The sequence below is a fragment of the Parafrankia sp. EUN1f genome (assembly GCF_000177675.1).
Classification (GTDB): domain Bacteria; phylum Actinomycetota; class Actinomycetes; order Frankiales; family Frankiaceae; genus Parafrankia.
In genome coordinates, this window is record NZ_ADGX01000020.1 from 54,785 (window position 1) to 69,097 (window position 14,313).

At 71.0% G+C, this 14,313-nt stretch carries 14 protein-coding genes and 1 pseudogene; 11 read left to right on the forward strand and 4 right to left on the reverse strand.

What is annotated here, in order from left to right; all coding sequences use genetic code 11:
• Window positions 1-74 precede the first annotated feature (74 nt).
• On the forward strand, window positions 75-833 hold the full coding sequence (locus FREUN1FDRAFT_RS08595; RefSeq protein WP_006539613.1) for an SDR family oxidoreductase: 759 nt from the start codon (window positions 75-77) through the stop codon (window positions 831-833).
• A gap of 14 nt (window positions 834-847) precedes the next feature.
• Here the strand turns inward: FREUN1FDRAFT_RS08595 and FREUN1FDRAFT_RS46040 are convergent.
• Window positions 848-1,123: pseudogene (locus FREUN1FDRAFT_RS46040) on the reverse strand (MFS transporter); the annotation flags it as partial.
• 233 nt (window positions 1,124-1,356) lie between these two features.
• Between FREUN1FDRAFT_RS46040 and FREUN1FDRAFT_RS47640 the strand changes: the two are divergent.
• Genes FREUN1FDRAFT_RS47640 through FREUN1FDRAFT_RS45020 form a run of 3 tightly spaced genes read left to right on the forward strand, consistent with a single transcriptional unit; the run spans window position 1,357 to window position 4,873 of the window.
• Window positions 1,357-2,175 carry a TetR family transcriptional regulator gene (locus FREUN1FDRAFT_RS47640; protein ID WP_006539615.1) on the forward strand — a complete coding sequence of 273 codons (819 nt, stop codon included), beginning with the start codon at window positions 1,357-1,359 and terminating at the stop codon, window positions 2,173-2,175.
• Window positions 2,172-3,161 carry an ABC transporter ATP-binding protein gene (locus FREUN1FDRAFT_RS08610; RefSeq protein ID WP_006539616.1) on the forward strand — a complete coding sequence of 330 codons (990 nt, stop codon included), beginning with the start codon at window positions 2,172-2,174 and terminating at the stop codon, window positions 3,159-3,161. The genes FREUN1FDRAFT_RS47640 and FREUN1FDRAFT_RS08610 overlap by 4 nt, the downstream gene beginning before the upstream one ends.
• Window positions 3,158-4,873 (forward strand): ABC transporter permease, encoded by a 1,716-nt coding sequence (locus FREUN1FDRAFT_RS45020; protein WP_006539617.1) that lies wholly within the window; start codon window positions 3,158-3,160, stop codon window positions 4,871-4,873. The genes FREUN1FDRAFT_RS08610 and FREUN1FDRAFT_RS45020 overlap by 4 nt, the downstream gene beginning before the upstream one ends.
• A gap of 14 nt (window positions 4,874-4,887) precedes the next feature.
• Here the strand turns inward: FREUN1FDRAFT_RS45020 and FREUN1FDRAFT_RS08620 are convergent, their stop codons facing one another.
• A complete protein-coding gene (locus FREUN1FDRAFT_RS08620) occupies window positions 4,888-5,187 on the reverse strand; it encodes a YiaA/YiaB family inner membrane protein (protein ID WP_035950898.1) in 300 nt (99 codons plus the stop codon).
• Between the two features lie 161 nt (window positions 5,188-5,348).
• Here FREUN1FDRAFT_RS08620 and macS point away from each other — a divergent pair, with 161 nt between their 5' ends.
• The gene (gene macS, locus FREUN1FDRAFT_RS08625; protein ID WP_035950901.1) at window positions 5,349-6,605 is read left to right on the forward strand and encodes a MacS family sensor histidine kinase; all 1,257 of its coding nucleotides are present in this window, start codon (window positions 5,349-5,351) and stop codon (window positions 6,603-6,605) included.
• Window positions 6,592-7,344: a response regulator transcription factor gene (locus FREUN1FDRAFT_RS08630; protein ID WP_006539620.1), complete on the forward strand. Its 753-nt coding sequence runs from the start codon at window positions 6,592-6,594 to the stop codon at window positions 7,342-7,344. The genes macS and FREUN1FDRAFT_RS08630 overlap by 14 nt, the downstream gene beginning before the upstream one ends.
• A gap of 193 nt (window positions 7,345-7,537) precedes the next feature.
• On the opposite strand, the gene FREUN1FDRAFT_RS08635 is transcribed toward FREUN1FDRAFT_RS08630, so the two are convergent.
• A complete protein-coding gene (locus FREUN1FDRAFT_RS08635) occupies window positions 7,538-8,170 on the reverse strand; it encodes a maleylpyruvate isomerase N-terminal domain-containing protein (protein WP_006539621.1) in 633 nt (210 codons plus the stop codon).
• 649 nt (window positions 8,171-8,819) lie between these two features.
• On the opposite strand from FREUN1FDRAFT_RS08635, the gene FREUN1FDRAFT_RS08640 reads away from it, so the two are divergent.
• From FREUN1FDRAFT_RS08640 to FREUN1FDRAFT_RS08655, 4 genes are all read left to right on the forward strand, one after another.
• A complete protein-coding gene (locus tag FREUN1FDRAFT_RS08640) occupies window positions 8,820-10,010 on the forward strand; it encodes an ABC transporter substrate-binding protein (RefSeq protein ID WP_232295105.1) in 1,191 nt (396 codons plus the stop codon).
• Between the two features lie 259 nt (window positions 10,011-10,269).
• Window positions 10,270-10,731 carry an SRPBCC family protein gene (locus FREUN1FDRAFT_RS08645; protein WP_006539623.1) on the forward strand — a complete coding sequence of 154 codons (462 nt, stop codon included), beginning with the start codon at window positions 10,270-10,272 and terminating at the stop codon, window positions 10,729-10,731.
• Window positions 10,728-11,126 (forward strand): metalloregulator ArsR/SmtB family transcription factor, encoded by a 399-nt coding sequence (locus FREUN1FDRAFT_RS08650; RefSeq protein ID WP_035950830.1) that lies wholly within the window; start codon window positions 10,728-10,730, stop codon window positions 11,124-11,126. The genes FREUN1FDRAFT_RS08645 and FREUN1FDRAFT_RS08650 overlap by 4 nt, the downstream gene beginning before the upstream one ends.
• Window positions 11,127-11,147: 21 nt before the next feature.
• The gene (locus FREUN1FDRAFT_RS08655) at window positions 11,148-11,591 is read left to right on the forward strand and encodes an SRPBCC domain-containing protein (RefSeq protein WP_083828616.1); all 444 of its coding nucleotides are present in this window, start codon (window positions 11,148-11,150) and stop codon (window positions 11,589-11,591) included.
• A gap of 33 nt (window positions 11,592-11,624) precedes the next feature.
• Here FREUN1FDRAFT_RS08655 and FREUN1FDRAFT_RS08660 read toward each other — a convergent pair whose 3' ends face one another.
• Window positions 11,625-12,572 carry a sorbosone dehydrogenase family protein gene (locus tag FREUN1FDRAFT_RS08660; RefSeq protein WP_006539626.1) on the reverse strand — a complete coding sequence of 316 codons (948 nt, stop codon included), beginning with the start codon at window positions 12,570-12,572 and terminating at the stop codon, window positions 11,625-11,627.
• A gap of 444 nt (window positions 12,573-13,016) precedes the next feature.
• On the opposite strand from FREUN1FDRAFT_RS08660, the gene FREUN1FDRAFT_RS08665 reads away from it, so the two are divergent.
• Window positions 13,017-14,252 carry an aminoglycoside phosphotransferase family protein gene (locus tag FREUN1FDRAFT_RS08665; RefSeq protein ID WP_006539627.1) on the forward strand — a complete coding sequence of 412 codons (1,236 nt, stop codon included), beginning with the start codon at window positions 13,017-13,019 and terminating at the stop codon, window positions 14,250-14,252.
• The last annotated feature ends 61 nt before the right edge of the window (window positions 14,253-14,313 follow it).

Below are 14,313 nucleotides of genomic sequence, written 5' to 3' on the forward strand. Positions count from 1 at the left end.
TCGATGCCGCTGAGGTATCGCTGCCCACCCAGACGGTGTTGGAGGTCCCGCCGACGCGCCCCGAGGATCGACCCATGAGCGAACGGAACGAACGGAACGAGCAGCCCGGACGGACGATTGCGCTGGTCACCGGCGCGAACAAGGGCATCGGGTACGAGATCGCGGCCGGCCTGGGCGCGCTCGGCTGGAGCGTCGGCGTCGGCGCCCGGGACACCGGGCGCAGGGAGGCCGCCGTGGAGAAGCTGCGCGCGGCCGGCTTCGACGTCTTCGGCGTGTCGCTCGACGTGACCGACGACGGGAGCGTCGCCGCCGCCGCGGCACTCGTCGAGGAACGCGCCGGCCGCCTCGACGTCCTGGTCAACAACGCCGCGGTGACCGGCGGCATGCCGCAGCAGCCCACCATGGTCGACCTCGCGGTCGTGCGGACTGTCGTGGAGACGAACGTGATCGGAGTCATCCGCGTCACCAACGCGATGCTGCCGCTGCTGCGCCGCTCGGCGTCGCCGCGGATCGTGAACATGTCCAGCGGCGTCGGATCCATCACCCGGCAGAGCGAATCCGCCGACGTGAGCATGACCGGACCGATCTCCGCCGCGTACTCGCCGTCGAAGTCGTTTCTCAACGCCGTCACCGTCCAGTACGCGAAGGAGCTGTGTGACACCAACATCCTGATCAACGCGGTCTGCCCCGGCTACACCGCGACCGACCTCAACGGCTTCCGCGGCATCCGCACCCCCGAGCAGGGCGCGGCGATCGCGATCCGGCTCGCGACCATCCCCGACGACGGCCCGTCCGGCGGCTTCTTCGAGGACGCCGGAGTCGTGCCCTGGTGACAGCCCTCGGGGGTTCGCCCGAACAGGTCGCCGAACTTTCCGGCGAGGGCGGTCGCGATCGTCTCGGCCAGCAGGTGGGACGTAACGATCCAGCTCATGTGGCCGGCTCCGCCGAGGTCGCCCACGATTGTCGGCAGGGCCGTCGAGACGATCGTCTGGTCCAGCGCCGAAAGCAGCATTCCCAGCAGGATCGTGCCGAAGATCAGATTCATCCGCGTGCGGGACAGATCGGGCGCGGCGTCCTCCTCCAACGGCTCCGCCTCGGGCACCGTCTGCCCGGCTGTGGACATCCTGGGCCTCCTGCCTGGCTGCCGGCGTCTGGCCGCTCGGCGTTGGCCGACGCTGGCAGACGCTGGCCGCTCGGCCCGGGGCGCAGGAGACCTTCCCCTCGCTCCCGCGATCAACGCCTTGGTTCTGGCGGCTACACGTCTGTGTAGTAAGCTGCTCATGCGTATAGCGACGGCCTGGCCGCAGGAGTGGTGGATGCGGGAGTGACGGATGCGGGAAAGGTGGTGGATGCGTCATGGCCGAACGGAAAGTGGCGATCACACGAGCTACCGGTGGTGATGGTGGCGATGACGACGGCCGCGGCCGGGCGGGTCCGCATTTCGTGGATCTGACGGCCAGAGCGCGTATCCGGGACGCGGCCCTGCGTCTGTTCGCCGAACAGGGCTTCGAGGCCACGACCATCCGGGGGGTCGCCGAGGCGGCCGGAGTGTCGTCGGGGCTGGTGCGGCACCACTTCGGAGCGAAGGAGGCGCTGCGCGAGGCATGCGACACCTATGCGCTGGAACGGGCGATGGCCATCAAGGAGGAGGCGGTCGTGGCCGGCCGGCTGGCCGATCCGACGTTCATGGTCGCCGTCCATCCCACTCTGCTGCTGCTCCAGCGCTATGTGGCCCGGTCGATGGTCGACGGCTCCGCGGCGGCCGCCGGCCTGTTCGACGGCATGGTCGCCGAGACGGAGCGGTGGATCGCGACCGGCCGGCTGGCCGGGCCCGGGCCCGATGACGACGACGACCCTCGGGCCTTCGCGGCCGCGCTGGTCGCGATGCAGACAGGTCTGCTCATCCTGCACGACCACGTCTCGCGGGCGCTCGGAACCGACATGCTCGACGTCGACGGGCAGGTGCGGCTCGGCCGGGCGGTCGTCGACATCCACTCACGTTCACTGCTCAGCGCCGAGCAGGCCGCCCAGGCGCGGGCGGCGTACGACGAGATCCAGGCCCGGTGGCCGGCACGTGCGCGCGGCAAGGAGCCGGCGGGTGCCCCGGATGAGCAGCCGCCGCGTGCCCGGGACGAGGAGCCGGCGCGGGCGCGGGATGAGGAGCACCGGCAGTGACCGCGGCGATCGAGGTGGAGCAGCTGGTCAAGGCCTTCGGCCGCACCCGTGCCCTCGACGGCCTGGACCTGACCGTGCGCACCGGTGAGGTGCACGGCTTCCTCGGCCCCAACGGCGCCGGCAAGAGCACGACGCTGCGCATCGTCCTCGGCCTCGTCCGGGCCGACGCGGGCACGGTGCGCCTGCTCGGCGGGGACGCGTGGCGGGACGCGACCGCGTTGCACCGCCGGCTGGCGTATGTGCCCGGCGACGTCACGCTGTGGCCGAACCTGTCCGGTGGCGAAGCGATCGATCTGCTCGGGCGGCTGCGCGGCGGGCTCGATCCACGACGGCGGGCGGACCTGCTCGAACGCTTCGACCTGGACCCGCGCAAGAAGGGTCGCTCCTACTCCAAGGGGAACCGGCAGAAGGTCGCGCTGGTCGCCGCCTTCGCCTCGGACGTCGAGCTGCTCATGCTGGACGAGCCCACCTCGGGCCTCGACCCGCTGATGGAGGAGACGTTCCGCGAGCTGATCCGGGAGGAGCAGCGGCGCGACGGGCGCACCGTCCTGCTGTCGAGCCACATCCTGGCCGAGGTGGAAGCGCTGTGCGACCGCGTCACGATCATCCGGGACGGTCGCTCGGTCGAGACCGGCACCCTGGCCGAGCTGCGCCACCTGACCCGCACGTCCGTCCGCGCCGAGCTCGCCGCCCCGGCGGACGACCTTGACGTTCTCGGCGGTCTCCGCGGTGTCCCCGGCCTCCACAACGTGGACGTGGCCGGGAACCGGGTCAGCTTCGAGGCGGACGGCGACGCGCTCAACGCGGCGCTGCTGCGGCTCACCGCCGCCGGCGTGCGCGGCCTGGTCAGCCAGCCACCAACCCTCGAGGAGCTGTTCCTGCGGCACTACGACCGCACGGGCGCGCAGGACCGTACGGGAGCACGGGACCGTACGGGGGCACGGGACCGCACGGGCGCGCACGACCGCAGCGGCACGCGGCCATGAGCCGCCTGGCCGGCACCGGAACGCAGATCCGGCTGATCCTGCGCCGCGACCGGGTGCTGCTGCCGTGCTGGGTGTTCGTCCTCGGCATCCTGCCGGCCGCCCTGGCGGCGTCCTTCGCGGGCCTTTACCCGACGGCCGCCGAGCGGCAGCAGTTCGCCGCGACGAGTGCCCGAAACGGAGCCCTCATCGCGCTCTACGGTCCGCTGCGCGGCTCCAGCCTCGGTGAGCTGGTGTGCTGGCGGGCCGGATTCCTGCCGGTCGTCATCGGTCTGATCAGCGCACTGGTCGTCATCCGGCACACCCGGGCCGAGGAGGAGGCCGGGCGCCGGGAGCTGGTCGGCGCGACCGCGGTCGGCCGGCACTCCGGCCTCGCCGCGGCGCTCGCGGTCCTGCTCGCCGCCAACCTCGTCCTCGCCGCGATCGTCACGGTCAGCCTGTCCGGCCGTGGCCTGCCCACGGGCGGATCGCTGGCCTTCGGGCTCACGCTGGCGCTCGGCGGCTGGGTCTTCGCGGCGGTCGGGGCGGTCGCCGCGCAGGTCACCACGGGTGCCGGCAGTGCTCGCGGGATCGCGTGCGCGGTCGTGGCCGCGGCCTACGCGATGCGAGTCGTCGGCGACGGCGGCGGCCTAGGTGACGGTGGTGGCGGTGGCAGTGGTGGCGGTGGTGGCGGCGGCGGCCTCGGTGGCGATGGTGCCGGTTCGGCGGGGTGGTCCTGGCTCTCCTGGCTGTCGCCGATCGGCCTTCTTCAGCGGAGCTATCCGTTCGGCGCGCGGCACTGGTGGGTGTGCGTACCCGTATTCGGGATGGTCGTCGTTCTCGTCGGGGTGGCTGTCGCGCTGTCCACGCGGCGCGACCTCGGGGCCGGTGTGCTGCCGGATCGTCCGGGGCCGGCGCAGGCGTCGCCGTCGTTGCGTTCGCCGCTGGCCCTCGCCTGGCGGCTGCACCGGGGGCTGCTCGTCTGCTGGGTCACCGGCTCCGCCCTGCTCGGCCTGGTGTTCGGCGGTGTCGCCGGCAGCGTCGGGGATCTGGTGGGGGACAACCCGGGGCTGCGGGACGTCTTCACCCGGCTGGGTGGCCGGTCCGGGATCATCGACGCCTACTTCGCGTCCGTGATGTCGATCATGGCGATGCTCGTCGCGGGCTACGCCATCCAGGCCGTGTTGCGGCTGCGGGCCGAGGAGATCGCCGGCCGGGCGGAGCCCGTGCTGGCCACGGCTGCCGGCCGGCTGCGGTGGGCGGCGTCCCATCTGGTGTTCGCCGCGCTGGGCCCGACCGCCGCACTGTTCACCGCCAGCATCGTCACGGGGCTGATCCACGGGCTGAGCGGCGGTGGCGGTGGCGGTGGCGGTGGTGGCGGTGATGGTGGTGATGACGGCGTCGGTGGTGCGCTGTCGCACCTGGTGCGGCTCGCGGCGCCACAGCTGCCCGCCGTCGCGGTGCTCGCGGCGATCGCGGTGATGCTGTTCGGCGTGTTCCCCCGGCTGTGGGCGGTTAGCTGGGCGGCGTGGGCCGGCTGCCTGCTGATCGGCCTGTTCGGTACCGCGGCGGGGGCGAGCCACTGGCTGCTGGACGTCTCACCGTTCACCCACGCCAGCCGCTCGGCCGGCGGATCGGTACCTGTGTTGCCGCTGTCGCTGCTCACCGTTCTCGCCGCCGTGCTCGTGGCGGCCGGTCTCGCGGGACTACGGCGCCGCGACCTGCCCAGCGGCTGACCACCGCGCGGTGGTCAGGGCATCACGTGCTGCTTGAACGGGTCGTACTCGGCCAGGAGCCGCTCCAACCGCACCTGGTCGACCCGGCTGATGACGGCGGAAGCTTCCTGGTGGTCACGGACGCACTTCGAGAGCGTGAACGTCGAGGTGACGACATAAAGCATGCCGAGCAGGAGGAAACCGCGTATCCAGGCGTCGCCCGGCAGGTGCGCGATCGCGTAGATGACCGCGATCACCGAGATACTGAAGGAAAGCGCGGCCTGGACCAGGAAAGCAGTCGTCGTCCGAGGTACGGGGGCCTTGGTCGTGGTCATGAGCACAGTGTCGGCCCGGCCGCCCCACCCGGCCTGAGTATCCGTACTCATCTTTCCCCGGCAGTCATCTTTCCCTGGCAGCCCGCGACCGACCGGCTGGGATGATCCACGCCAACTCCTGGTGGAAAACGCGAATCGGCACGTTCTGCGACACTTGTCCGGTGCGCAGGCCACCGGGTTCGGCCCACCTCCGTGGGCCGAACGGTGTGCGCGGCGCGCTGTGGCGTTCGCTCGCCGTATTCCGTCTGGTGGCGGCGTGCTATGCGGTCGTGACGGTCGGTCGTGACCTCGGGCAGCCCACGTCCATGCTCCCCGGTCTGCTTTGGTTCGTCGCGGTGGCACTCTGGTCGGCGGTCATGTCGTTGTTCGCGCCCGCGGCCGACCGCCGGTGGCCCCGGCTGCGCGACTACCTGGTCGCGGCGGATGTCGTGGTGTGCGTCGCGGTCCTGCTGTCGGCCGGCGCGGTGAGCCCGGCCGGGTCGAGGGATGTCCTTCCCGCCCTGTGGACGGCGAGTGGTGTGTTCAGCGCCGCGCTCGTCGGTGGAACCGTGGGAGGCGTCGCCGGCGGTGTGGTCCTGGCTGTGGCGTCCTTCGTCGCGACCGGCTCGGTGAGCCAGGCCTCGATACGTCCGGCGGTTCTCTTCGTGGTCTCGGGAGCCGTCGTCGGCTACCTCAGCCAGACCGCGTTCCGCGCCGAGTCGGCCCTGGCGCGCCTGCTGGCCGCGCGGGCCGGGGACGCCGAGCGGGAGCGGCTCGCCCGCGACGTCCACGACGGAGTGCTGCAGGTCCTCTCCCTGATCGCCCGCGAGGCCGAGCGAGGCCTGCCCGCCGCCGACGTCGCCAGGCTGGCCGCCGATCAGGAGACAGCGCTGCGTGATCTGCTGCGGGCGCCGGGCACGGCCGTGCAGGTCGATCCAGAAGATCTGGGAGATCGCGGCCGGCGGGCAGCCGGGCCAGGCCGCAGGGGGAGAACTTCGCGGCCCGAGCCCGACGAGGCGGATCTCGGGGCCCTGCTGATGACGATCGCTCGCAGGAAGCCGGCGATGGCTGCGGGCACGGCTGATGACCAGCCGCCGCCGCTGACGGTCTCGACTCCGGGCGTGCCAGTGCCCCTGCCGAGGAAGCGCGCGGACGAGATCGTCGCAGCCGTTCGTGCGGTGCTGGACAATGTGGCCATGCACGCCGGTCCCGGGGCGTCGGCGTGGATTCTGCTTGAGGACGACGGCGACTCGGTCACCGTGACGGTTCGTGATGACGGGGTCGGCCTTGAGCCCGGGCGGGTCGAGCAGGCCGCCGCGCAGGGCCGGCTCGGGCTTGCGGTCTCCGTCCGCGGGCGGATCCGAGAGCTCGGCGGCGATGTCGCCGTCACCGGGCGTCCCGGTGAGGGAGCGGAGGTCGAGCTGCGTGTCCCACGCTGAAGCCGGTGCAGGCCAGGGCGGCCGGGTAGTCGTCGTCGACGATCATCCGCTGTGGCGGGAGGCGTTGAGCCGGGACCTCACCGAAGCCGGCTTCTCGGTGGTGGGCACGGCGGGTTCCGTCGCGCAGGCGCTGCTCGTTCTGGCGGCGACCAGGCCCGAGGTCGTCGTCCTGGACCTGGGCCTGCCGGACGGTCCTGGCGTCGAGGTGATCCGCGCCCTGGTCGGCACGGCGGAGGCCCCGAACGCCCTGACCGGTGCGCCGGTTTCGGTGCTGGTCGTGTCCGCTTCAGGGGAACAGGCCGACGTGCTGGACGCCGTCAAGGCCGGGGCATCCGGGTACCTGCTCAAGTCAGCCCGCCCCGAGGAACTCATCGACGCGGTTCGCCGTACCGCGCGAGGGGCCGCCGTCTTCACCGCGGGGTTGGCCGCGCTCGTTCTCGGCGAGGCGTCTCGGGCGTCCCGGGCGTCCCGGGCGTCCCGGGCGTCCCGGGCGTCCCGGGAGCCGGGCTCGGCTGCCGGCTTGGGCGCGGCCGCCGAACCGCGACTCACCGCGCGGGAGGTCGAGGTGCTCAGGCTGGTCGCGAAGGGCCTGTCCGCCCGGGACGCGGCCCGCCAGCTGGGCGTGTCGCATCGGACGGTGCAGAACCACGTCCACAACGTGCTCGCGAAGCTTCAGCTCCGCAACCGGGTCGAGCTGACCCGGTTCGCCCTCCGCGAGGGCTACGACGACGTTTCCTGACGCGCGGCGGCCCGGCGGCCCGGTGGCCCGGTGACCCCGTTTGGCGAGTCGCAAGAGCGAAGGGTTTTGGTCGTGCCGACGACCAAAACCCTTACTTCTTGCGGGTTGCCAGGCAGCTCTGCGCCCCTTTTATCTTGCTTAAGGTGAATTGACGGTGCCGGCGCGGTGGTGCGAGCTACGGGCTCCCGGAACGTCAGATTCCCGCGATCGTGGCCGGCGCACGCTCGGGGCGGCTGAGTGCGCGCAGGACCGCGGTGGGCCCGTGCCGGTGGGCCGCGAGGCGGGTCAGCAGCACCAGGACCGCGTCGGTGGCGGCAGCCGGCAGCTCCGGCGTCGGGATGCCCACGCTGACGGCCAGATCGTCCGAGTGCACGGCGATTTCCAGGATCCGGGTGGTCAGGAAGTCGTCAAGGGACAGCACGTGCGACGCCATGCGCACGATCCGGCCGGCGGGCTCGGCCGGCAGCAGGTCGTGCAGTTCCTCGATGGCAGCCTCGACGCGGGCCGCCAGCTCATCCGGACCGCCCGCGGCCGTCGCCTCCCCGATCTGGCGGATGCCCACGTTGAGATCATCATCGAGGGAAGCGCCAATCCATACCGCCTGGGTGTAGTGCTCGAGGAGGCTGGTGGGCTTCGCGTCGGGCTCATGGTCGGCGAGCAGCCGAGAAACAATGGTGACCTGCCAGGCGAGATGCCCGGCCAGCCCGCTGACGGTGAACTCCGGCAGGGCGCTGTCCGCATTCCAGCGAGTGGCGACGGCAGGAGCGCGCAGCAGCGCGGCGGCTGATGCCGCGACGTCCAGAAAAAGCTGTCTGGTGGATGTCATGTCCCAGCATTTTGCTCAGATGCCGCCGGCGAGGCAGCCCATTTCGCCCGGCGGTCGCCGGGTCCTGGCTTTCGTCGGTATGCGCCGAGCTCCCTGTCGTGGCCCATGGGGATCGCCGGGCTGCTGTCCGCGTGCCGCGTGTCTGGGAGTACGGGGCTGTTGGCCGCGCGTCCATCGCCATGCCTGCCAGCGGTGGCCCCGATGCCTGCCAGCAGCCACGACAGGACCGGCAAGAAGACTGGCCATAAGGAGAAATACGACGATGATGGACATTCTGGTCAGGCTCCTGGTGGAGACCGGCGAGGGCTCGCCGGCTCCGCGCGACGTCCAGATCAGCGACTGGCACTGAGCCGCTCGAGGAGAGAGCCGACCGGCCCTGCGCCCGGCCGATGACAGCCCGACGAATCGTCCTGGTCGGTTTTGTTGTTAGATAGCCGGGCGTGATCCGGTCTCGCTGCGGGGCGCTGGTTCCAGCCCCCGATCCGGAGGTCGGGTCTCCGCATCTGTCTGTTCGGCGGGCTCGTATTGCCCGTTGGTTATTTTTTGCGGGGGGAAAGGTGCTGGCAGGGGTATCGGCGTACCTATCGACTGTTCCCGCGGAGCTGTCGTGAGTCGTGCGCGCCGCTTATGTGGCGCCGCCGTCGTGTCCGTGCTGCTCGTAGCCCTCGCCGCCTGTACCGGGCAGCCTCGGGGGCAGGTCGACGCGAGTTCCTGCGTATCACCAGGAGTCACTGACAGTGAAGTTCGGGTCGGTGTTGTGTACACGGACAGCGGTGCGTTGTCGGCTCCCTTCGCCCCGGCGCGTGCCGGATTTGAAGCACGCCTTGCGGTCGAGAACGAAAAAGGTGGGGTGAACGGCCGCCGGATCGTCTACCAGCCGCGTGACGACGGCGGGAGCACCACGGGGAACCTGGCGGTCAGCCGGGATCTCGTGGCGAACTACGGCGCGTTCGCGATCCTCGAGTCCAGCGCGACGACTTCCGGCGCCGCGAAGTACCTCGCCGACGAGAAGATTCCGATCATCGGCATCTCGGCCGAAGAGGTCTGGGCGTCCTACCGGAACATGTTCGCCTTCGCCTACCTGGCGGGCAAAGGTTTACCCGTGGACACCTTCGGTCGGTTCGTGAAGGAACACGGTGGCACGCGGGCCATGGTCATCGGGACGTCCACCAGGCTGACCGGCTCTGACCTGAACAGCCATATGGTGAAGAGCCTTCGCGGAACGGGTGTCCAGATCGACGAGGCGAACCCGGTCGTGGAGTTCCTGCCGGGGGTGACGAGCGCCGCGCGCCTGGCACAGCGGATGGTCGACCAGAAGATCGACACGGTGGTGTCCGGCGGTGCTGCCGCCGACATCGCCGAGGTCGTCAGCGCCGCCCGCAATGCCGGTGCGCGGCTGAAGGTGGTTTTGACTGCCACGGCCCCCGATGCCGTGCTCCTGGAGCAGTACGGGCAGTCCCTGGCTGGCCTGGTCTTCTTCGAGCCGTTCACGCCGTTCGAGTTCGAAAACCCCGGGCTGGACGCCTACCACAAGGCGATGGCACGGCACGCGCCGGAGATTTCCGATCCCAACCAGACGGTCGCACTTGCCGCCTACATCAACGCGGACATGCTGATCCGTGGCCTGCAGGAAGCCGGGCCGTGCCCGACCAGGCAGGGCTTCATCGATCGGCTGCGCCAGGTGCACGACTACACGGCAGGTGGCCTGGTCCCCACCACCGACTTCGAAGCCGACTTCGGGCAGCTTCGCGCGTGTTACGCGTTCGTCCGGGTCGCGGCCGACGCGAAGCACTTCGAGGTGATCGACCCCAACTACTGCGGGACCCGACTGTCTGGGTGACCCGGCGGTGTAGCCGTCCGCCGTGATGCTTCCGCAGGCCTGCCTGTTCGGACCCGCGCAAGCGCCTCGTTCGCCCGGATCGACGTGCAACAGCGTGACCGCTCGGTCTGTACGGCGGGTCGCCCCGCCCCCGCCCCGCCTCCGTGGGCCGCCGGTATCCGCGCTGGATGCGTGGACTCGCCGACAGTGCAACTGATGGTTGCACGAAGCCGCCTCGTTGCCTATGGTGACGTGCAACCAAAGGTTGCTGGAGGTTGGCATGGAGTTCGGATCCATCGAGCGTGAGATTTTCATCGAGGCGTCGCCGGAGATCGTCTTCGACGTCGTGAGCAGTCCGGAGCACCTGAAGGAGTGGTGGCCGGACGATGCCCGGTTCGAGCCGGTGCCCGGGGCCGTGGGGGAGATCGTCTTCGGTGACCGCGACGCCGGCGGGACGGTGGTGCCCGTCACCGTCGTCGACGCCCGGCCGCCGCGGATGTTCTCGTTCCGCTGGACGCATCCGGCCGGGGAGCCGGCGGCGGAGGGCAACTCGCTGCTGGTCACGTTCGACCTGGCGCCGTCCGGCGACGGGACGCTGCTGCGGATGACCGAGACCGGCTTCCGTGAGATGGGCTGGGAGGCGGCGGTCCTCGAGCATCACTACAACGACCATGTCAGCGGCTGGGCCCACTTCCTGCCGCGGCTCGTCTCGTATGTCGCGACGCTGCGGGTGCGTCCGTGAGCACCGCGGTGGCCGAAGCCGTCGACGACGATCTCTGGTCCGCCATCGGGGATCCGACCCGGCGCCGCATGCTCGACCTGCTGCTCGCCGACGGTGGCGGCACAGCGACCACCTTGAGCCAACATCTGCCGGTCACCCGCCAGGCCGTGGCCAAGCATCTCGGTGTCCTCGACCGGGCCGGGCTCGTCCAGGCGACGCCGATGGGCCGGGAGAAGCGCTATCGAGTGGACGACGCCCAGCTCGCCCGTGCGGTCGCCCAGCTCGCCTCGGTCGGGTCGGCCTGGGACGCCCGCCTGCGCCGGATCAAGCGGATCGCCGAGGCCATCCAACGCGCCCAGCAGAACCAGCAGAACCAGCAGAACCAGCAGGGCCAACAGGGCCGACAGGAAAGCTGACCAGAAAGAGGAGCACGAATAATCGTGGATATTCTGCACAGGATCGGTGTCCGGACCGCGGAGCCGAAGAAGGTGTACGACGCGCTGACGACCGTCGAGGGTCTCGCCGGCTGGTGGACGGACGACACGAAGGGCACAGCCGAGGTCGGCGGCGTGCTCGAGTTCCGGTTCCTGCCCGGAGGCTTCGACATGGAGGTTGTCGAAACCCGGCCATCCGAGCGGGTGGTGTGGCGAGTGGTCGACGGACCCGAGGAGTGGGTCGGGACGACGATCGACTGGGACCTGCGGCAGTCCGGTGACTACACGATCGTCCTGTTCCGGCATCAGGGCTGGAAGGAGCCGGTGGAGTTCATGTACCACTGCAGCACCAAGTGGGGCTCGTACCTGATGAGCCTGAAGTCCCTGGTGGAGACCGGGCAGGGGGCGCCGGCTCCGCGCGACGTCCAGATCAGCGACTGGCACTGAGCCCAGCCCTGCCGTGAACTGCGGGTGAGCAGCTCACGGCAGGGCGAGGATCCGGTCGTCGCCCGCGCCGGGAGTGCCGCGGCCGTCGGTGTTCGATGTGATCAGCCACAGGCTGCCGTCGGGCGCCGGCTCCACGGTGCGCAGGCGGCCGAGCTCGCCCGTGAACAGCGCCCGGGGCGCCCCGGCCACGCGGCCGTCGGCCAGGTCCATCACCCACAGACGCTCACCGCGCAGCGCGGCCGCATAGAGGACGTCGCCCCGGATCGCGATGCCACTGGGGGACGCCTCGTCGGTCGACCAGGTGACCTGCGGGTTCGTATAGCGCCCGCCAGCCGTGTCGCCGGTGCCCTCCACCACCGGCCAGCCGTAGTTCCCGCCCGGCCTGATCAGGTTGATCTCGTCGAACGTGTTCTGCCCGAACTCGGATGCCCACAGCCGCCCGGCCGAGTCCCACGCCAGCCCCTGCACGTTGCGGTGGCCGAGGCTGTACACGCTCGACGACGGGTCCGGGTTGTCGGCGGGCACCCCGCCGTCGGCGGTGATCCGCAGGATCTTTCCGTTCAGGCTGGTCGGATCCTGCGCCGTGGCAGGCTCGCCGGCGTCGCCGACGGCCACGTAGAGCTGGCCGTCCGGGCCGAACGCGATCCGCCCGCCGTTGTGGTTCGGCGCGGCGCGTAGCCCGGTCAGCACGTTCTCGGGCGTGCCCGCACGGTTGCCGTCGAACTGGAAGCGCACGACACGGTTGTCCGTCGCCGAGGTGTAGTAGGCGTAGACCCAGTGGTCCCGATCGAACCGCGGTGAGACCGCGAGCCCGAGCAGACCGCCCTCGCTGCGATGCCGCACGGGCAGCGTCGTCACCTCCGTCGGCGTTCCGCCTGCCGCGGGCACGAGCAGAATGCGCCCGCTGTCGCGCGCGGCGACGAGGGCGCGGCCGTCCGGGAGGAAGGCCAGCCCCCAGGGCGAGATGAGATCTGTTGCCACCTGCCGCAGATCCTGCGCATCGGACGTCGTCCCGATTCCGTGCGGCCCGGCTGCGCCTGGCCCGGGTATGCCTGATCGGTGTGGCCCTGCCCCGGGCGGTACAGCGCCGTCGGCATCGCCGGGCCCGCAGCCGGCCAACAGCGTGCAGGCGGCCGCGAGCGTGACGAGCGAGGAAGCGAACAATCGGGTGAGCGAGACAGCCGGACGTGAACGAGGTGAACGGAACACCGCAAACTCCTCACCGGGCTGACGGCGACTTCGACGGCGACTTCGACGGCGGCTTCAGCGCCTTCGCGAGACAGTACGGGGGCGAGCTGGGCCCCAGTCGTTGAGGGGCCGGGTCAGGATCTGGCCCGATGTGCCGACGGAAAACCGTTTGCCCTGACGCCTCATCGTCGTGACATTGGGCGCGTGGATCGCGGGCCAGGACGGACGTTCAGTGCGGTGGTGACGGCGGGCGGCGAATGCCTCGGTGGGCTCGGGCCGTTCGAGGCCGACAGCCCCTGGTGGGCGGACGTCGGCCCAGTCGTGCGCCGCCTTGACCGCGAGCTCGGGGTGCGGGTGACGGTGCTGCGGCTCATCGACGTCGAGAACGGCGAAGGGGCACGGGACGGACACGTCACCTACCACGTCGAAGCCGCGGGGCGTCCGCCCGACGGCCGGCTCACCGTGGTGCCGATCGACCACGACAGTCTGGTGGCGCCCGTGGCGGGCCGGGCGACCTGGGCCACCAGGGAGGGCCTTCAGGACGCCCTGAGCTGGGCAGGCGCGGCGTTGCGGGCCGCGGGGCGCCCGCCGGTCGGCGCCGCCGAACAGGTCAGGACGTGGAACCTCTCCGGCCTGTTCCGCATCCCGACGGCCGCCGGGATGGTCTGGCTGAAGACGACACCGCCGTTTGCCGCCAGGGAGCCCGACGTGATCGCGGCGTTCGCCCGGATCGACCCGTCGCTGGTACCCGCCGTGGTGGCCGCGGATGTGCCCGCGGGACGGACCCTGCTCGAACATGTACCGGGCCGCGACTGCTGGGACCCGTCGCGGACGGACATCGAAACCACGATCCGTCGGCTCGTGCGGGCGCAGGCGGCATTGGCCGAGCACCCCGAGCTGATGCCTGCGGACCTGCCTGACCGGACTCCGCATGCCCTGATCGGCCTGTTCGACCGCCTGCTCGACGGTGAGGCCGGGGCAGAGCTGACCGCCACCGAGCTGGGCGCCGCCCGCGACCTCGCCGCGCACCTGCCTGATCTCGTCGCCGAACTGGCCGCCTGCGGCCTGCCGCTCACACTCGTCCACGGGGACTTCCACCCCGGCAACTGGAGATCGGACAGCCAGGCGGCCGTCGGCGTGGCCGCCAGCGTCGGAGCGGGTAGCGGTGCTGGTGTCGCCGTCGACTTCGCCGACAGCCACTTCGGGCACCCGGCACTGGATGGGCTGCGGCCCCGCGAGTTCCTGCCCGACGACCGGTGGGAGCACGTCGCCGACGTGTGGGCGACCACCTGGTCGCAGTGCCGGCCGGGCAGCGATCCGCGCCGCGCACTCACCCTCGCGGCACCACTGGGCCACATCTCCTACGCCGTGCGCTACCAGGAGTTCCTCGACAACATTGAGGTCAGTGAACGCCTCTATCACCTCGGCGACCCCGCCCACACAATCCGCGCAGCCCTGAGCGCCCTGCGATAGCAGATAGCCGTGAAAAGCCAGGAAAAGCCGTGAACAGCGAGGAAGATGCACCCGCCCGCTC